General features: G+C 38.5%; 18 protein-coding genes. 12 read left to right on the plus strand and 6 right to left on the minus strand.

What is annotated here, in order from left to right:
- Positions 1-81: 81 nt before the first annotated feature.
- The 3 genes from JCM10596_RS07820 (at position 82) to JCM10596_RS07830 (ending at position 3,628) form a co-directional block, all read left to right on the plus strand.
- Positions 82-1,431, plus strand: coding sequence for a putative glycoside hydrolase (locus JCM10596_RS07820; RefSeq protein ID WP_025026638.1), 1,350 nt, complete (start codon positions 82-84; stop codon positions 1,429-1,431).
- A 119-nt stretch (positions 1,432-1,550) separates the two neighbouring features.
- A complete protein-coding gene (locus JCM10596_RS07825; protein WP_025026639.1) occupies positions 1,551-2,834 on the plus strand; it encodes a hypothetical protein in 1,284 nt (427 codons plus the stop codon).
- A 95-nt stretch (positions 2,835-2,929) separates the two neighbouring features.
- Entirely contained in the window at positions 2,930-3,628 is a 699-nt protein-coding gene (locus JCM10596_RS07830; RefSeq protein WP_025026640.1) for an adaptor protein MecA, read from the plus strand.
- Positions 3,629-3,643: 15 nt separating this feature from the next.
- Here the strand turns inward: JCM10596_RS07830 and JCM10596_RS07835 are convergent, their stop codons facing one another.
- On the minus strand, positions 3,644-3,856 hold the full coding sequence (locus JCM10596_RS07835; RefSeq protein WP_025026641.1) for a hypothetical protein: 213 nt from the start codon (positions 3,854-3,856) through the stop codon (positions 3,644-3,646).
- A gap of 151 nt (positions 3,857-4,007) precedes the next feature.
- A complete protein-coding gene (locus JCM10596_RS07840) occupies positions 4,008-6,065 on the minus strand; it encodes a methyl-accepting chemotaxis protein (protein WP_025026642.1) in 2,058 nt (685 codons plus the stop codon).
- Between the two features lie 166 nt (positions 6,066-6,231).
- Here JCM10596_RS07840 and JCM10596_RS07845 point away from each other — a divergent pair, with 166 nt between their 5' ends.
- The 4 genes from JCM10596_RS07845 (at position 6,232) to pepF (ending at position 12,675) form a co-directional block, all read left to right on the plus strand.
- Positions 6,232-7,158, plus strand: a complete 927-nt coding sequence (locus JCM10596_RS07845; RefSeq protein WP_025026643.1) for a dynamin family protein — start codon at positions 6,232-6,234, stop codon at positions 7,156-7,158.
- 1 nt (position 7,159) lies between these two features.
- The gene (locus JCM10596_RS07850; RefSeq protein ID WP_025026644.1) at positions 7,160-9,838 is read left to right on the plus strand and encodes a dynamin family protein; all 2,679 of its coding nucleotides are present in this window, start codon (positions 7,160-7,162) and stop codon (positions 9,836-9,838) included.
- Between the two features lie 204 nt (positions 9,839-10,042).
- Positions 10,043-10,582, plus strand: a complete 540-nt coding sequence (locus JCM10596_RS07855; protein ID WP_025026645.1) for an iron-containing alcohol dehydrogenase — start codon at positions 10,043-10,045, stop codon at positions 10,580-10,582.
- Positions 10,583-10,848: 266 nt separating this feature from the next.
- The gene (pepF, locus tag JCM10596_RS07865; RefSeq protein WP_025026646.1) at positions 10,849-12,675 is read left to right on the plus strand and encodes an oligoendopeptidase F; all 1,827 of its coding nucleotides are present in this window, start codon (positions 10,849-10,851) and stop codon (positions 12,673-12,675) included.
- A 130-nt stretch (positions 12,676-12,805) separates the two neighbouring features.
- Here the strand turns inward: pepF and JCM10596_RS30095 are convergent, their stop codons facing one another.
- The 3 genes from JCM10596_RS30095 to JCM10596_RS07875 all read right to left on the minus strand — a co-directional run bounded on the left by JCM10596_RS30095 (position 12,806) and on the right by JCM10596_RS07875 (position 14,374).
- Positions 12,806-13,471: a saccharopine dehydrogenase family protein gene (locus JCM10596_RS30095; protein ID WP_234410437.1), complete on the minus strand. Its 666-nt coding sequence runs from the start codon at positions 13,469-13,471 to the stop codon at positions 12,806-12,808.
- 10 nt (positions 13,472-13,481) lie between these two features.
- Positions 13,482-13,895 carry an SDR family oxidoreductase gene (locus JCM10596_RS30100; RefSeq protein WP_234410438.1) on the minus strand — a complete coding sequence of 138 codons (414 nt, stop codon included), beginning with the start codon at positions 13,893-13,895 and terminating at the stop codon, positions 13,482-13,484.
- Between the two features lie 170 nt (positions 13,896-14,065).
- A complete protein-coding gene (locus JCM10596_RS07875) occupies positions 14,066-14,374 on the minus strand; it encodes an ArsR/SmtB family transcription factor (protein WP_025026647.1) in 309 nt (102 codons plus the stop codon).
- 260 nt (positions 14,375-14,634) lie between these two features.
- On the opposite strand from JCM10596_RS07875, the gene JCM10596_RS07880 reads away from it, so the two are divergent.
- Together JCM10596_RS07880 and JCM10596_RS07885 are read left to right on the plus strand one after the other, a co-directional pair.
- Positions 14,635-15,066 (plus strand): DUF3221 domain-containing protein, encoded by a 432-nt coding sequence (locus JCM10596_RS07880; RefSeq protein WP_025026648.1) that lies wholly within the window; start codon positions 14,635-14,637, stop codon positions 15,064-15,066.
- A gap of 48 nt (positions 15,067-15,114) precedes the next feature.
- The gene (locus JCM10596_RS07885) at positions 15,115-16,440 is read left to right on the plus strand and encodes a S1 family peptidase (RefSeq protein WP_025026649.1); all 1,326 of its coding nucleotides are present in this window, start codon (positions 15,115-15,117) and stop codon (positions 16,438-16,440) included.
- A gap of 122 nt (positions 16,441-16,562) precedes the next feature.
- Here the strand turns inward: JCM10596_RS07885 and JCM10596_RS07890 are convergent, their stop codons facing one another.
- On the minus strand, positions 16,563-16,952 hold the full coding sequence (locus tag JCM10596_RS07890; protein WP_025026650.1) for a globin domain-containing protein: 390 nt from the start codon (positions 16,950-16,952) through the stop codon (positions 16,563-16,565).
- A gap of 132 nt (positions 16,953-17,084) precedes the next feature.
- On the opposite strand from JCM10596_RS07890, the gene JCM10596_RS27635 reads away from it, so the two are divergent.
- Genes JCM10596_RS27635 through JCM10596_RS07905 form a run of 3 tightly spaced genes read left to right on the plus strand, consistent with a single transcriptional unit; the run spans position 17,085 to position 18,969 of the window.
- Positions 17,085-17,504 (plus strand): UPF0738 family protein, encoded by a 420-nt coding sequence (locus tag JCM10596_RS27635; protein WP_025026651.1) that lies wholly within the window; start codon positions 17,085-17,087, stop codon positions 17,502-17,504.
- Positions 17,505-17,526: 22 nt separating this feature from the next.
- Positions 17,527-18,159 carry a GTP diphosphokinase gene (yjbM, locus tag JCM10596_RS07900; protein ID WP_025026652.1) on the plus strand — a complete coding sequence of 211 codons (633 nt, stop codon included), beginning with the start codon at positions 17,527-17,529 and terminating at the stop codon, positions 18,157-18,159.
- Between the two features lie 18 nt (positions 18,160-18,177).
- Positions 18,178-18,969: an NAD kinase gene (locus JCM10596_RS07905; protein WP_025026653.1), complete on the plus strand. Its 792-nt coding sequence runs from the start codon at positions 18,178-18,180 to the stop codon at positions 18,967-18,969.
- Positions 18,970-18,975: the final 6 nt, after the last annotated feature.

Consider the following 18,975-nt stretch of genomic DNA (forward strand, 5'->3'; position numbering starts at 1 on the left):
TAACAGATAGGCACTTCTATTCAATCATGCTACCCTCTATAATAAAGTAATAGTTTATTTAACTTCGAGGGGAGCAACAGAATGAAAAAACGGGGAAAATGGATCTTGTTACTTAGTATTTGTTTCATTATTGTCACTGGCTGTACACCAGATTCTTCGGTAGAAACCTCCGGCGAGGAATCAGTAGCGCAACAAAAAACGAAAGAAGAAAGTCAAGAGAATCAGCTTGAGGCAACAGATGAGGAGCGACAAGCTCTTCAAGAATTACCTGGAGAAGAGAACCAGCAAACAACAGAGGGTACGAATAAAGAAGAAACAAATGTAGAAATAGAAGAAGTTGAAAATTCTTTTGTGCCTCCATATGCTTATGAGTATCCCGATGCAGTACGGGGCATCTATGTGACTGGGCATTCTGCTGGAGGAGCAAGATTGGAAAAACTACTAGATTTAATCAATCATACCTCCTTAAATGCAATAGTGATTGATATAAAAGATGATCACGGATACTTGACCTTCCGTCCTTCAGAAGATTCACCCTATTATGGCTATAGCCAGCCATATATTAGAGATATCCATTCTTTATTAAAAATACTAGAGGAGCACAAGATCTACCCTATTGCTAGAATTGTTGTTTTCAAAGATTCTACGATTGTTAAGGATAAGCCCGAGTGGTCTTTTGTAGAAAAAGGGCAAGTATGGAAAAATAGACGAGGGGAATCCTTTGTCAACCCTTTTTTACCCGAGGTTTGGGAGTACAATGTTGGAATCGCCAAATTAGCGGCGGAATTGGGTTTTAGAGAAATTCAATTTGATTATGTTCGGTTTCCAGAGGGATTTGAGAAGAGAGATACCTCACTGCAATATAGTATGGGGGAGTATGCTGCCCTTGAAGTGAAAGATGAGTCAGGAAACGTCATTGGAAAAGACATGGTACAGCCTAGAGTTACTGCTGTCACAGATTTTGTCAAGTATGCTAAACAGGAATTACAACCATACGGAGTTGATGTATCTGTTGATATATTTGGATATACTGCGACTCTTCCTGAGGCACCTGGAATTGGGCAGAATTTCACTAAGATTAGTGAAGAGGTGGATGTGATTTCCTCCATGATTTATCCTAGTCATTGGACTTCGTACTTTGGAATCGCCAAGCCAGATACGGAACCTTATCGTTTGATTCAAGAATATGCTAAGGTAGAAAATGAGAAATTAAGTCAGCTTACCAATCGTCCTATATCAAGACCGTGGATTCAAGATTTCACCGCCTCGTGGCTGGGGAAAGGGAATTACATCAAGTATGGGGCAAAAGAAGTAGAGGCACAGATCAAGGCTCTAAATGAAGCAGGAATTTGGGAATTTCTAATTTGGAATGCAAATAATAATTATTCCACTGGGGTAAATTATCTTCCTATAGGACCAAAACCTGAATAAGCAATAAGACTCCTAGAAAAAAGCTTCGTAGCTATATACGAAGCTTTTTTCTAACAGACGAGGAAGTCTTACCGACGATTCGAACGGGATCAATATGTCAGACATAAGGAGATTAACCTATGTGGTGGTATGAAAGCATAAATAGGAATAAAAGCTTACTGTTTTCACTATATGTCATCTTATTCATTTGGAGCTGTGTGACCATTGGCTGGAAATATCTTCAAGGTATCCTAGTCCAGCTTGAGATGATCATACCAGTGGTTCTCTCACTCATTGTGGTTGGAATCATTATCTTACTGTCGAAAAAAAGGTTTTATTATTTTCTCTTTACAATTCTAAGCACAATACCTATCACATTGGCTATCGTGGAATTGTTCGTGACAATGAGCGCGTTACAAGAGGCTGTCAGTGCTGTCGTATTTCTAATCACAATGACAGGAATTATACATGTATGGGTAACAGAGCGCAATCCACTGCTTATCATGGTAGGAGGAAAAACAATTCTTTACTCTACTTTGTTAGTCATCTTACTACATATTACGCCAATCTTGATCCATCTTCCCCCTATATTTTATTTTCTCTTTGTGGGACAAATCGTTTCTTACTTTTCCTCGATTCTTTTCCTTTCTTCTGAAAAGGAATGGCAGGAACATACGAAAAAAAGATCTAGGGTGAAGCAGGAAAAGCAACAGCGCTATAGACCTCGTATTCTTTTTTATGTTATAGGAGTGCTCGGTGCTATCGCTCTCTTACATCCAGATGGTTTTGCCGTTCCCTTAGGTGTCATCTATCTGTATTCCTTTTTCTTGTCTATTGGATTATTTGGTTCCATAACTCGGGTTGTCCTAGTCCATCTATTCCTACCTTCTCTCTTCCTTGTGGCAATCACGAGTCAGATGATGATGACCTATTTTTCTAACCTTCCTTTCTCATATCCTCTTGTTATGAGCCATGAGGTATGGGTGGGGATATTGCTTTTCTGGGCATATGGAATGTTTCCTCTTTTTATGTGGAATTATTCTGCTTATTTAAAGGGACGTGTTTATTTTGTTTCTTCTCTTCTGTTTTTAGGTGGACTGAGTCCAATCATTGCCCTTCGTTCCTTGGAAATAGGTGATCGTTGGGTCACATTCACAGTCATGATTGGATATATTATAGTAAACGGTACTAGTGTTCTTTTATTATCTGATCTTACATCAGGGATATTCAAGGAAAATAAAAGAGCAGATCGACCTTATCAATCTTCTGACATCCTTGAAGATAGTGAAACATGTGAAGAATTATATCTAAAAAAAGAGTGGACTGAAGGTGAAAGAGAGAGGCACTTGGTTAGAACCTATTCTCGATTGTTAGGACATAGAGAGGAAAGAATCAATCAATTTTTTTCCAAGAATAATGATTGAAATAGGTTATTTTAGGGTATAAAGGTAGTAATATCGTATGTTTTTCCAGTGTTTCAGTATCGTTAAGCTTTACGACCTGAGGGGAGAGAATAACATTGGATATTAGGCGCATCGATGAATCAACGATTAGGATTATTCTCACTGAAGCTGAGCTTCTGGAACGAGGAATCGAAAAAAAAGAGATCTGGCAAAACAAAGACAAAGGAGAAATGCTCTTCATTGATATGATGGAAGAGGCATATGAAAAAGAGCGTTTTGCAGCAGATGGACCACTTTGGATAGAAGCACATATGTACGATTATGGAGTTGAGATTTTTGTCACTAAAGGTGAGAAAAGAAATTCTTTGAATCTAAAGGGGACTGGTTATAAGGATATAGCTGCCCTAGAATCTCGTGACAAGGGAGGGGATCATAATATTATGAACCATGAAATGTTCTCGTCAAAATTACAAAGCAAATCGCCAAGTACAGACAGTAGGACACACATTCAGAATACGGTATACTATTCATCTGTTTACAAATTTTATGATGTAGAGTATATCATTCAGTTGGCCCAGCGACTTCCACTTCCGTTTTTTGACAGTAAGCTTATAAGCTATAATGGGCATTATTATCTCGTTGTTCAATATCCTGAATCAAAGTGGATTCGAAGTAAGGATATGGTCGAAAGCCTGATTCTAGAATACGGTGAAAGAGCTCATGTTTCAGTTTATCGTCTTGAAGAGTATGGTAAAATCATCATATCCGAAAACGCGATTGTAACCATGAAAAAGTACTTTACAAATGATATGTAAAGAAAAACCCTCATTTCAGTGAAGCCTAATGATGGCTATCACCTTATCTGAGGGTTTTTTTACCTTCAACGGCTTTCCAGCTTGGGTGGATTGAAGATTCTGTTGTTGTACGACTTCACCTTTTTTTCCGCTAAATAATTCTGCAATCTTCGTCGTGATGACTCCCATAAAAGCCATGATCAATATAATAAGTAAAGCAAATAGAGCTAGGTCAATAAAAAAATCCATGAAGATTCACTCCTAGATACGAGAATGATCAAACTTTTCCTCCTTATTGTACCCTAACAAGAAAGGAAAAGAAAGTAGAGAAAAAGATACTTCAGTTCTATTCGAAGTATCTTTTACCCATAAAGTGTAGACATTCTTATTTAAAATAAGGTTAGATTTTAAATTTTTTGATTTCTTGTTGCAGGTTTTCACTTGAATTTTGTAGCTCTTCAGCAGAATGTGCAATGGAAAGAATGGCAGTAAGTTGCTCATCAGTAGAGGCACTGATTTGTTCTGTTGAGGCAGCTGTTTGTTCTGATGCATCTGTAATGTTATGAATCGATGAAAGCACATGGTCTTTAAAATGGTTTACTTCTGTGATTTCATTGGACAGGTTCGAGATAGATTCAGACATTTTTTCGACTGCTTCAGCTAATTTAGTAAAAGCAACTCCTGTGTCAGCGACCACATGATTTTGCTCTTCTACAAAGGAGCGAGTTGTATTCATTTGAGAAACGGCTAAATCTGTTTTGAGTTCAATCGCCTTTATTGTTTCCCTTACCTTGTCTGTTGCATTGGAGGATTGCTCTGCAAGCTTGCGAACCTCTGTTGCTACAACAGCAAAGCCTTTTCCATTCTCTCCTGCTCTTGCCGCTTCAATCCCTGCATTTAAGGCGAGGAGATTGGTTTGATCGGAGATATCATTAATATACTGAATCACATTTTCAATTGATTTGACACTTTGTGATAAATCGATAATTTCACGCTCGACTGCTTTGATCACATTCATAGTATCTAAGGATTTCTCTTGCAATTGATGAATTTGCTTCATTCCATTTTTATTTTGTTCCTCTTGATCTTGGATTAAGACACCCATTGTTTTCATATATTCCCCGATACTGTCGAGTTTTTGAGCTAGAGAATTGGAGTTCTTATTTGTGCCATCAGTGACAGAAGCAATTCTTGTGGTTTCTATGGCAATTTCCTTGATTGCCTGAGACATTTGTTCACTTGTTGCACTGGTTTCTTCGGACACCGCACTTAAATCCTCAGAAGATTGTTGGAGCTGTTCACTTGCGACATGTACAGAAGTAATTAATGCGTTCATGTTCTGGACCATTGTATTAAAGTTCTCAGAGAGCTGACCAATTTCGTCATTGGAATGAATATCTACCGTTACAGTAAGGTCTCCATCCGCAACAAGATTGACTTGTTCACTAAGAAGGCGAAGGGATTTGGTCATTCTCTTGGCAATGTAGAATACTACAAGGCAAACAATCACTAAGATGGCAAGCCCAATCATGACATAGTTGGTTAACAAGGTAGTAAGTTGAGAAAATAGCTCTTGTTCTGGAACCATTAGACCTAACTTCCATCCTGTTGTAGGTAATGTGGAATAAAAAACAATATAGGGTTTTCCTTCACTGACAATATGGGCAGAGCCACTTGATTGAGCGACTACTTTCTCTGCTAATTCCCCAAATTGTCCCTCTTCATCTCGAATATTACTGGTCATGATTTTTTCTTGTTTAGGATGGGCGATGAAGGTTCCTTGATTATCAATCATAAATGCCCAGCCTGTTTCTTCGATTTGAATATCAGCTACGATTTGTTGAATGGTGGAGAGATCGATATCTGCAGATACAACCCCTACTAATTCTTTGCGGTCATTGTAGAAAGGAACGGTAGTTGAGACCATGGTAAAATCGGAGTCCTCATCATAATACGGATCGGTGAAGATGGTTTGTTCTTGCTGAAACGCTAGCTGATACCATTCATGGCTGGGATAATCATAGCTAGGGTCTTCATAAACCTCTGTGTAGACAGTTGAACTACCATCCTTATAGACATAAGGTCCCACATACTTACTTTCTGGGTCATAGGCGTAGGGTTCATACCATACTCCTGCCCCTAACGTTTCTTCATTCAATGCAATTAGTTCAGAAAGGATTTTTTGAATGGTGACTTTATCAATAGAAGTTGCTTGCATACCGATTTGTTTCGCTAATGCTTCTGCAATCCGGCTGTGCTCGACAAATTCTTTTTCCATAGAACCAATGATGTCCTGTTCTTGAAGTTGCATTTTCTCTGTTAGTTCTTTCGTGATTAGACTTTTTGAGTATTGATAACCAAAAATAGTCATCGTCACGATGGAAAGGATGAACACTGGAATAATAGCCATAAGCCATTTTCGTTGGAGTGAACTCTTCCTTCGCTTCATATTGTCCATAGAAATCCTCCTTACTCTTTATATGATTTATATCGACAAAATTCGATATTATATTTAGGGAGGCTCAGGATTTGGCAATTTTTTTCTTCTTTTTTCAAGGGAAGCTCTTTTAAAAAAAAAGGAGTAGAGTATAATGAAAACAGATATTGATAAAAGGTGATGAATTATGAATACAACTGAATGGCAACATGAGGTGGAGCAAGAGTATACCGAGATGATGGAAAAATTGCTTCACTATATCAGAGAATCAAAGAATCATCAAACAGCCAAAAAACTAGAGGAAGTCCTTAAAAAGTTTACATCTAACGTCGTAAATGTTGGTTTCTGTGGTCATTTTTCTGCGGGGAAATCGACAATGATCAATCAGCTGCTGGGAAAAGAAATCTTACCTTCAAGTCCAATCCCAACGAGTGCGAATCTTGTTCTGATTCGTTCAGGGGCCCCTCATGCCGAGATCCAAATGACAGATGGAAGTAAAATATCAATCGAAGTAGAACAAATAGATCAATGGAAAGATTATTGCAAAAATGGTCAGGTGGTTGAGAAGGTAGAGATTTTTGATGATCATCCTCTATTGCAGAAAGCTGTACAGCTTCTGGATACTCCAGGGGTAGATTCTACAGATGTGGCTCATCAAGCGGCAACAGAAGCAGCCCTTCATCTCGCAGATATTATTATTTTTGTTACAGATTATAATCACGTTCAATCGGAAAACAATTTTAACTTCATTAAGCAGTTAAAGGAACAAGGGAAACGAGTCATTCTCGTCATTAATCAAATCGATAAGCATCGCCAACAGGAGGTATCTCTCCAAGTCTTCCACCAAAGGGTGAAGGAAGGCTTGGAAGAATGGGGAATTTCACTTGATGGACTCCTGTTTGCTTCAATGAAGGACCCTGAGCACCCCTATAATCAGTTCAATCAACTTGTGGGAGTGTTTCAACAGATTGAGGAGCAAAAGGAACAAATTTTGCAACAGCAATTGATTCATGCTGTCCATGTTCTCTTAGACGAACATGCTCGTTTTTTACTTCAGTTGAGTGCTCAAGAACGAGAAGAGATCCAGAGCCAATATTCAAAAACTGAAGGCTGAGGTGGATTGGGAAGCTGATCCTACTTGGCTGGAGAAATACCATCAATCGGAACAAGCTCCTAAACGCTTCAGAGATGAAATCAAGAATGAAATGGAAAAGACCTTGAGTAATGCCATTATTATGCCTTATACCACGACACAATTAGCTCAGCAACTCATTGAGAGCTATCAAAAGGATTTTAAGATCGGCTGGTTGTTTTCAAGTAAAAAGACAGAGGAAGAAAGACAGAAGAGGCTCCAAGAACTGTATCAGGATCTCAGTGAAAAGGTAACCTCCCAAATTGAATGGCATCTGAAAGAACTAGTCAGGAAGAAAAGTGAGGTGTTTCAGCTCGATGCTCAAGAGTATTTAACCTCGATTATGGAGTGGAGCCTTCAAATACCAAGAGAGTGGCTTGTTCAAGAGATAAAAACAGATATTGTTTCTAGAGAATATGTTTATCATTATACAAATGAAGTGGCGAAGAAGGTTCATCAGCTCTACAGAAATAAAATAGAGTCGCTTATTGAAGAAGGATCGGCATTATTGCAGGAGCGCCATCAAATCATGTATTCTTCGGCCCAAGAATCTTTAGCAAAATGGGGTCAGCTCGAACAGCTAGAGCAGAAGGAGAAAGGGATTGAAGAAAAAGTAGAACAACAGATTGCTGTTTATCGTGATGAGCTGGTGTCGCATCTGCCACATGGCTCAAAGCAGCTTCACTTTGAGATAACTGAACTACGAATGAACGAAAGCCAAAAAGATGAAGAAAGTAAAAAAACTCAAGAGCAGACTCAATCGAATCGAGATCAGCACTTGAAATTGAATAGTGAAGGATTGCTACGAGTGGCCCGTCAGCTTGAACATGCAGCGACACTCTTGGCTGACATCCCTTCCTTTCATCCGCTAGTGCAAGATTTTCGTGAAAAAGCAGAGCGCTTAAAGAACAATCGTTTCACGGTGTGCTTGTTTGGTGCTTTTAGTGCAGGGAAATCATCCTTTGCTAACGCTTTAATGGGGCAAGGGGTTCTCCCTGTTTCGCCTAACCCAACGACAGCAGCCATTAATCAAGTTCTGCCGGCTACAGCAGAGAATCCAGCCGGAACAGCGATGATTAAAATGAAAAGCAGGCATCAGGTTGAGGAAGAAATACGGATTTCCTTACAACGCTTACTGCTACCAATTCAACATTCTGAGCAAGAGAGCTTACAACAAATTGAAAAGCTGAAACCTCACGAGCTTAGACCATCACTTAAGCCCTACTATTCATTTTTGTTGGCTTGTCACAAGGGCTGGGAGGAAGCGCAAGCCATTATTGGAACACAGTTCAAGGTGGATAAAGCAGAGTTTGCCCAATTTGTTGCTGTTGAACAAAAGGCTTGTTTTGTAGAAAGCATTCAGCTATTCCATGATTCCTATTTAGCTCAAAATGGGGTAGAGCTTATTGATACTCCTGGTGCGGATTCGATTTACTCCAGACATACCAATGTCACGTTTAATTATATAAAAAATGCGGATGTGATTCTGTATGTCACCTATTATAACCATGCGTTTAGCAAAGCCGATCGAGACTTCTTGGATCAACTGGGGAGAGTAAAGGATCAATTTGCTTTAGATAAAATGTTCTTTATGGTCAATGCCTCTGATTTGGCAGCATCAGAAGAAGAACTTCATGATGTTGTTCAACATGTAGAACAAAATTTATTGCAATCTGGTATTCGCTTTCCTCGTATTTATCCGGTATCTAGTATTAGAGCCTTGGAAGGAGAAGCACATTCTGGTATGGAGGAATTCGAAGCCGCTTTCTTTTCGTTTCTACAGGATGATCTTGCTCAAATTCTTGTTGAGTCAGCAGAAAGGGATATTGAGAAAGCCTATGTCCTACTGGATGAAATGAGAAAAGAATTGCTTACTTCTACAGAAGTTAGAGAAGCTAAGATTGATGATTTAAATCGGAAAGAGCAGGAGTGGCAGGAGCAAATTCAGAATGAGAAGTATCCGAGTGTCGCAAACGAATTGGAGAAGGAAGTTCAAGAGCTTCTATACTATGTAAAACAAAGAGTGTTTTTCAATTTTCAGAGGCATTTGAATGATTCTTTTCATCCTTCTGTCCTAAGTCAGGAACGTACAGGCAAGAAGGAATTACAGCAATGCTTAGAAGAACTCCTCTTTTCTCTTCTTCATCAAATTAAAGATGAGTGTAAAGCAACAAGTTTACGATTAGAAAAAATGCTTGATCGGATTTTAGATCGAATGATTGTGGAATGGCAACGAAAAACTGAAAACGAAAAAATGGTCCTGAAGGGTGCTCATATACACCGCCCAAGTTTTGAGGTTCCTCTCCTTCCTGAAAACTTTATGTCAATTCCAACCAAAGAATTAGAAGGAAGCTTTGCTCACTTTAAGAATCCAAAGTATTTCTTTGAGCAAGGTGGGAAAGCTCTGCTTCGAACAGAACTGGAAAAACGGCTACAAGTAACCGTCGATTCGTATTTAGAGGCCGTGCAAGAGCTGTTTATTGCTTTCTATCTTAAAGCATGGCAACAGGTGGAAGCCGCTATGAAACAGGGATTGTCCGAAGAGATTAAGATGGCTGTGGAATCCAAGCGATTCGCTTTGCGTGGTGAAATCAGTGTGGCGCAGCTAGATCAAATGATGAAGGCCTATCAGGACAGCATCGTGGGCGACGTGGAGAGATAAAGTCATTTTCATACTGGCGAGGGTTAAAAGTGATTGAATAGAATTGTTTTTATGAATGAAGAGCGGAGTGCACCGCTCTTTTTTTTTGATTGTAAAAGAGGATTCACAAAAAATCTGTTGCAATACTATTATATAACAGATAATATTATATAACAAAAGTGTATTATAACTAATCTGTTATATAATATAAAGGGAGTGGATCTTATGTTAGGTATGACAAAACAACCCGATTATATTCTTGAAGGAGCCTCGGCTGTAGCAGAGCTTGCGGATTTTACGATTCATTACGGGGATGTTATCTTGCTTCTTTCAGATATCGAAACAGATCGGCAGGGAGTAAATCGTCAACTAGCTTCGCTTTTTCTAGAAATGGGTGTGACCTATGAGTCGATCATTATTGGAGAGGAGTGGCCAACCTTAGAGGGAGTAAAAACCTTATGGAGTGAGATGGAATTTACACATGAGCCGAATGTGGTGATTTCTGTGGGAGATTCCAACGTCATTCATTTTGCTAAAGCCATTTCGCTTTTGGCTCCGTATAGAGGAGCTATTCAAGATTTGGTTAAGGGGAACGCACAGATTAAAACAGCCCTCCCTCATCTGATGATCCCGATGTCTGAAGCCCATCTGGAACAGGATATTTCTGCGAAAATGAGGATTAAGGAAGAAAGAACGGATGACTGGATTGAATGCTCTCATCGTGAATTGATCCCTAAAGTTGTACTAAAAAGCCTAAAAAAATAGAAGTGATATTTAAAATAGGGTAGAATAAATATAGAAAGATGAAAGGTTGAACAGCTTGCTTTTAGAAGGGAAGGGAATATGGAATTTGTAACCATATTAATTGTTGTTTTAGCTATTGCTTTAGGAATTGCTGTTATATGGATTGTCTCCAAAAAGAATTAAGGGGATAATCTCATTTTTTTTGCAGGAAAATAGGAAAGAATAGAGAAGTAGGTAATTTAGAATTCATTAGTTAGGCGAAATATGCAGGTCAAAAGAGAGGAGAAATGATCATGTCCGCTACACCCAAAAGCCAATTACCTAAACGGTCTGAAATCGATTCCGCTTATACTTGGGATTTAAGCCCAATCTTTCAATCAGACGATGAATGGGAGAAAGCCTTTAAAGAAATCAAAGCGGAAATTCCTAACCTAAAGGAGTTTCAAGGAACGTTAGGTCAATCAGCAGAAGATTTAGTAAAAGCCCTGCAATTCCAGGATCAAATTCGTTCTAAGATCGGGAAAGTGTATGTCTACTCGCACTTAAAGAAGGATGAGGATAATACAAATTCCAAGTATGTTGCTTATCAAGATCGTGCGCAAAGCTTATATATTGAAGTAGGAAGTGCTCTGTCTTTCATAGTGCCTGAAATTTTGTCGATTGAAGAAGACAGATTACAAGCTTTCCTTGCTGAAAATAAGGATCTAGAAATATATCGACATTCTTTAAATGAGATAACAAGGCAAAAAGAACATGTGCTTTCGGCATCAGAAGAAGCGATCATCGCTCAAGCAGGAGAACTAGCCAGTGCTTCTGGAGATATCTTTACCATGATTAATAATGCGGATATGAAGTTCCCTACCATTATCGATGAACATGGGGAAGAGAAGGAACTTACTCATGGTCGTTATGTTCAGTTTCTAGAAAGTGAAGATCGCCGTGTCAGACATGATGCCTTTCAAGCGATGTACTCCACCTTCCGTAAACAAAAGAATACGCTAGCTGCCACGCTCAATGCCAGTGTGAAGAAGGATATTTTCTATTCTAAGGTTAGGGAATATGCTTCTGCATTAGAGGCGGCTTTAGATGAAGACAATGTTCCTGTAAGTGTATACCATAATTTAATTGATACGATCCACGAGTACTTACCGCTTAATCACTGTTATATCAATTTGCGGAAAAAAGTGTTAGGCGTTGACGAATTACATATGTATGATGTCTATGTTCCTCTAGTGAAGGAAGTGGACATGAAGTATTCTTATGAAGAGGCTAAAGAACTGATGCTAGAAGCATTAAAGCCATTAGGAGAAGAATACATTGCTGAAATGAAGAAAGGCTTCGAAAACCGCTGGATCGATGTCTATGAGAATGAAGGGAAAAGAAGTGGGGCTTATTCCAGTGGTACGTATGGAACACCTCCTTATATCTTATTAAACTACAATAATAACTTGGATAATGTTTATACATTAGCTCACGAGCTGGGGCATTCAATGCATAGCTTCTACTCACGAAGAGAACAGCCGTATGTCTATTCAGGCTATTCAATCTTTGTTGCTGAAGTGGCATCAACACTAAATGAAGCGCTCTTGACTCACTATTTATTAAAAGTAACGGATGATCCTAAAAAGAAAATGTATATCTTAAACCATTATCTAGATGGATTCCGCGGGACTGTATTCCGTCAAACCATGTTTGCTGAGTTTGAACGATTGATTCATGAGAAGGTTGAAGCGGGTGAGGCATTAACAGCCGATTTGTTATCTGAGGAATACTATAAATTAAATGTGACATACTTCGGTTCTGAGATGAGTGTGGATCAGGATATTGAGCTTGAATGGGCTAGAATTCCTCATTTTTATTATAATTTCTATGTTTATAAATACGCCACTGGTTTTGCTGCTGCTGCTGCTTTAAGTAAGCAAATTATGGAAGAAGGAGCTCCTGCTATTGAGAGATATCTTTCATTCTTAAAGAGTGGAAGCTCGGATTATCCGATTGAAGTACTGAAAAAAGCAGGAGTAGATATGGCGACTCCAGAACCAATCAAATTAGCTTTGGAAGTATTTGAAGAAACACTGACTCAATTGGAAAAACTGATGAGCGAAGTGCAGTAATTGAATGTGTAATAATTGTACAGCATAAAGCGAAAAAAGCCTTTGTTCCAAATCTAAGAATAGAAATGGACAAAGGTTTTTTTAGTCTAACCTAAAAATGAGAAAAAAGTTCAACTCTTCGTACCATATATCACTTTTCACTAATCACGACTCCATGTTCTTGGAAAAACTGAAGAACTGTTGAAGGGTGCGGGATAAACTGGAATACATCCTCTGGATAATAGATACGAGGTGACAAGCCATTGCTCTTAGTCTGTTCTAACACATGTTCTGCTTGAAATACCGCTCCTAAGGCAGTAAGATGGGTCTGTCCTAGTGGATCAGTGATTGTTTTTTGTACCTGCTTCTTTCTTTGATTTTTGTCCGTTCCATGATAATGGATGACGATTTGATGATCCCCTCCATTACCAGGACTATATAAAAGTCTTTGACGTAGCTTGGTGAACCGCTCCCCACTGATCAGCTTCCATATACCGAGCATAACGAGAAGACGAAGGGAGTAAGTCACAAATTTGTGATCAAAGGCGATTCTAAAATTGACCGAAGCAGCTTCAGTCGATACAGGGACCGTTATATGATCAGGAGTATCTAAGCGATAGCATTTTATTTTGTACCCATTGGGAAATCGAACAGGTAGAGGATCGGTCAGTGGGGACACCGACCGAGGGCGATAGTTTTCAATGATATCAAAAGGGATCGTCAGCCGATCAATATATTCAGTTGAATTAGGTCCTGCTTTATCAGAAAGAGAAAATAGAACATTGATATCGATTTGATCCACTTTTTCAAATGACATGGCTCCTATTTTAGCGAATAGAGCTGCAACACCAGCCATCCACTGATGATAGAATAACGGGTGCCTGCAAATGGAATTGATTTATTTTTTCCTGCGCGCGCAAGAATCTCTCAGACCAACGAGTAATATCGATGAATGGGATCGAAAGCTGTACAGCAGATTGTAGTAGATAATCTTCAGGATCATTAACGGCATTAATTACAAGTGAGAGATCTGGATCTATATCGCGGAGCGGGTGAGACCTCGTGTTGTCGACTCGAACAGAATAGGCATTCCCTAGCTTTTGGATCAACTGATCTGCTTTTTCAGGATGACGCCCTCCAAGAATAAGGATTAAATCAGGATTTCGATTGCGCAATATCTCAGCAATTTGCTCTCCTACAACTCCATAACCACCGACAATCAATACCTTTTCTTTTTTCATGTATAACTCCTCCTCATTTTTAGAACGTTACGAATCTATTCATTGAAAACAATCCAAACAATCCAAACGATCAAATATGTAAAAATCAGATCTATAATATCGAAAAGTTCAAACGTTTAAATATTTAAACGTAATGATTAATAAAAATGGACTGTAAAAGTCCAGTGAAATTACAAACAATTTTTTTCTACAACATGGATAAAGACCTTAAACATTTCTATGACTTCCTTAATCTCTAAACGATAGTACATTTCTGTTCCCTTTTTTTGTACCTGAACAATTCTTGCCTGTCGTAAAATCTTGAGGTGATGGGAAATCGTTGGACGTGACATCGGAATTTGATCAGAGATTTGCGTAACATTTAAACTCTCGCATTCCGAAAGCAAAACAATAATTTGTTGCCTTACAGGGTCTCCAAGTGCATGGAAATAGGGACTGAGCTTCTCAAAAACATCTAAAGGATTTTCGTCATGATTTATATACTCGCTATTATTTTTAAGCTCCTCCTTCATCATAAACTCCCTTCTATTGGTTAAAGGTTTAATTGTTTAAACGTATTATATTAATTATCATTCTTTTCGTCAAGTAGGAGCTAAATAAATCAAGTTAGAACGCAAGAAATGAAGTGACATAATATACCTTCTATAGTAATATATAGTTATGGAGTAACATGCAGGATTAGGAGTGGTTTCTCTTTTCTCTTCATTATTGACGGAAAAAAATGAAAGGAGTTGCAGTAATGAAAAAAAAACAGAAGGTAACAATCATTGTTATTCTTTCTGTGTTCCTTGGAGGTGGTCTTATCATTAATGACTTGGGAGATTCGAGAAACCATGATCAGCTCAGAGAATCGAGCAACGATGATCATCTAAGAGGTTCGAGTAGCCAAGACGATGTTTTCAAGCATGAATACAACATCATTGGGCTAGTGGCTTATAAAGAAGAAGGAAGATTTCTTTTCGTGCAAGATTTAGATCTGGAAGAAATAAAAGGGAAATCAATAGAGGGAATCATTGAAAAAAGTGAGCAATCCATTTGGTTCAACGCCAATCATACAGTATTGTCCCAAATAAAAATGGGGGACAAAATAGAAGTTTGGTATTCCTCCATGGATCAATCCTTACCTGCACAAGGCGAAGCGATACGAATAAAAAAGATGAAAAACGAATGAGAATAACAAATTAAAATTACGAATAAAAAAGAAAAAGAGGTGCTTCATTTGCTAAGAGTATCAAAATCATTTTTAATGTTGTTAAGTATTCTATTAATTCTAAGTAGCTTTGGCTTCTCTTCCTCTGCTCAGTCAATGGATCGTGATGTTTTGCCACAATACGAACGAGAAAACCTCGATATCGAGCTGTTCCAAAAAAGCCTCAGTTTTAGAGAGGAATTTGGTTTAAGTCTAGAGAAGCAGCATGTTTTAAATGTTATAAATTCTCAGACCGAGCAGGAATACTATGAATATGGTGTGCCTCTCACTCCTGATGAAGAAAAAGAAATAGGTAGAAGGATTGAATTACAAGAAACGATTGTTCCTCAAATAATACAAGTATTAGAACAAAAAGGGCAGCTTCAAGACTCTGACTACACCCTATATATTGATCAAAAGAATGGGGGGAAGATTGTTCTTAAATTAAAGCAAGACTTGCTCAGTAAAGCCAAATTAGGACTATTACAATCAACACTATCTGCGGTAAACCTAGATCAAGAAGTCATTTTCCAAGAAGCTATCTATACTGAACAAGACTTAGATAATATATCTGAAAAAATTCTAGAGATCGGAAAAAGCCAAGAGATGACTATAGATTCTATTTCTGTAGATGTCATAGAGGAAAATATCATCATTGGTCTAGTAGATTATTCAGTTGATAGAGAGAAAGAGCTTACTACCTATTTATCTGGAGTACCCATCAAAGTGATTCAGGTGGAGCCACCTAGTGATAACCGAGCTCCTTATGGGGGGGAAATCATATCAAATAGTCGTGGTTCTCACTGCTCGACTGGATATTACGCTACAAAAGGGAGTGCTTATTATCTTGTAACAGCAGGTCATTGTAGTAGAACATGGAATAACAGTACGAAGAAAGCAACCTTTCACTATAGTGATGTCTACAGCAAAAATGGCGAACGATTAGGTCAAGTATCGCAAATTGAATACGGTGGCAGTGTAGATGCTTTAACGGTTACAGTGAATAGTAGTACCGCAAATAGCTATATCAATATTAATGGGGCATCTCGAAAGATGACTTCATTTGAAGCTAGGAATACGGATGTTGTTGGTCAAGTTGTGTGTAAAACAGGATACAAAACGGGCTCTACTTGCTCCACCCTACAAAGTAAGAATGTGAGTTTATCCATGTCTGGAGCATGGTTTACTAAGCTAAGAGGCAGTTCTTATACCAGTGATTCAGGGGATAGTGGAGGGACGGTATATGCTAATGCAAAATATTTAGGGGTACACAAAGGAACTGGAGGAGGATATAAATTATATTCTCAAATTGGTGAAGTGAATCATGTGCTGGGTCTTACACCCTATTTAAAATAAAAACAGGTATAGGTATATTAACAAATAATCACAGTGTATGAATTGTCTACTATACAACACCCCAAAGTTAGAGTGAAATCTAATTTTTGGGGTGTATTTTTTTTGTTACAGAAAGATCTTGTTCAATCTGGTGTATTCGCCATATGATGTGCAGTGAAAGTAAAGCGAGAAAGCATTTCATTTTTGATTTCTTCATCAATATCCAGTTCGCGAAGAGTGTCCTTCATACATCCTAGCCATGCTTCTGCTAAGGAAGGGGTAATAGGAAAAGGCATATGCCTTGCTCGAAGCATAGGATGTCCGTAATCTCGGGAATATAGGTCAGGTCCTCCAAAAAACTGAGAAAGAAATTTAAATTGTTTTATTTTTGTTTCGGTCAAATCCTCGGGAAAGATCTTTGCCAATTCAGGGTGCTTAGCGACCTTATCATAGAAGGAAGGGACCAGTTTTTTTAACGTCTGTTCACCGCCAAAACGTGTGTATAGGCTATGAGTATGGGGGGATTGATTCATGTCTTCTCATCCTTTCAAGAACATTTATCCCGTTCTAACCGTCGGTAAGACTCTCTTCTCTATAGAAGGGAGATAACCGACGGTGAATTTAACAATGTTTTTGGTAAAATAAAAACGATAGGAGGGATCATGATGAATAATACTCATTTTATCATAGAACGAATAGAAGATAAAAATGCTTTCATCAAACTGTGTTATCTAGAAAAATCTTTTTACCTTGAGAAACAAGAAGAAGAGTGGATTCCGATGAGTCGATTGTTAGTAGACTCGGATGAAAAACAACTTATATACATTGTCGAAGTAGGGCAAGAATGGAAATATATCCGTTTTCCTCTCTCAGTGTGGAAAAGCCTTGATGAAGTGATTGCCAAAGAGCAGGATCTTTTTCTCGTGTTAAGCCTAACGGAAGAGGGAGAAGTACATAAGTCCATTCCTCTAAAGGATTTTAGTCAGGAAGGGCGAGAGCTGATTCGAAACATGCTGAACAATATGAACTATGGAGAAGGAATGTCTTCTATTATTGAAGAGGAATTTTCCGAGACGATAAAGTAATCTGCATAAGGAGCTGATCAGCATGACAGATAAAAGCTGGCAAAAGAAGCTCATTCCTTTCCATCAAGCGGTAGAGGAATTAAAGATTAAATTTAGAGGAGTAAGAGATGAATTTGTGAGTATGGGAGTCCATTCTCCGATCGAATTTGTAATGGGGAGAGTAAAACCTGTACCAAGTATCGTTCAAAAAGCAGCACGAAAGGAAATACCGACAGAAGAGATCATGTATAAAATGAAAGATATCGCCGGTGTTCGGATCATGTGTCAATTTGTAGACGATATTTATGCTGTTGTGAAATTAATTAAACACCGTTCAGACTTACGGGTGTTGGGTGAAAAAGATTATGTTCATCAGCAGAAAGTAAGTGGTTATCGCAGTTATCATTTAGTCATTGAATATCCGATTCAGTCTGTTTCAGGCACAAGAAACATCTTGGTAGAAATACAAATTAGAACCTTGAGCATGAATTTTTGGGCGACTATCGAACACTCTCTAAACTATAAGTATGGGGGAGAGATTCCTCTTTTGGTTCAAAAAAGATTACAAAGAGCCGCTGAAGCTGCCTTCTTATTAGATGAAGAAATGTCCAAAATCAAGGAAGAGATCCAAGAAGCGCAAAAAGCCTTTGCTAGAAAACAGAGAAATAACCAATAATACGAAAAGGTGAAGCGAATGAAATTCTTTATTTTATCTCGAGGGGATGATACCTCTAATCTCATCCAACAAAAAATATTAAGCTATCTTGCTGATTTTGGCTTTACTCTTAATCAAGAAGATCCTGCTATTGTTATTAGTGTAGGAGGAGATGGGACGTTACTCGAAGCGTTCCATCGTTATCAGCATCGATTGGATCAAACGGCTTTTGTTGGTTTACACACAGGCCATCTTGGGTTTTATGCAGATTGGCGACCAGATGAGCTAGAGAAACTGGTGATTTCGATTGCCAAAACTCCTATTGAAACAGTGGACTACCCCTTGCTGGAAATTTTGATTGACCATCATGATCAGAAGAAAGAGCGTTTTTTAGCCTTGAATGAATGTACAGTGAAGACGACGGAAGGCTCTTTGGTCATGAATATCGAGATAAATCAGGAGCATTTTGAAACGTTTCGAGGGGATGGCTTGTGCATTTCCACTCCTTCAGGAAGCACAGCCTATAATAAAAGCTTAGGGGGAGCGATTATCCATCCTTCGCTAGCAGCCATTCAACTTACGGAGATGGCATCGATTAATAATCGGGTTTTTCGGACGATTGGCTCTCCCTTAATTTTTCCACAGCATCATCAATGCATGTTAAAGCCTATCAATGATGTTGATTATCAGATTACGGTTGATCATCTTACCCTAATCGAAAAAAATGTGGAGAAGATTACTTTGCATGTTGCCAAGGAAAAGGTGCGTTTTGCTCGTTATCGTGCCTTTCCATTTTGGAATCGAGTGAGAGATTCCTTTATTGGAAACTAATGTTGG

This window comes from Caldalkalibacillus mannanilyticus JCM 10596 (genome assembly GCF_000615945.1).
GTDB lineage: Bacteria > Bacillota > Bacilli > Caldalkalibacillales > JCM-10596 > Bacillus_AT > Bacillus_AT mannanilyticus.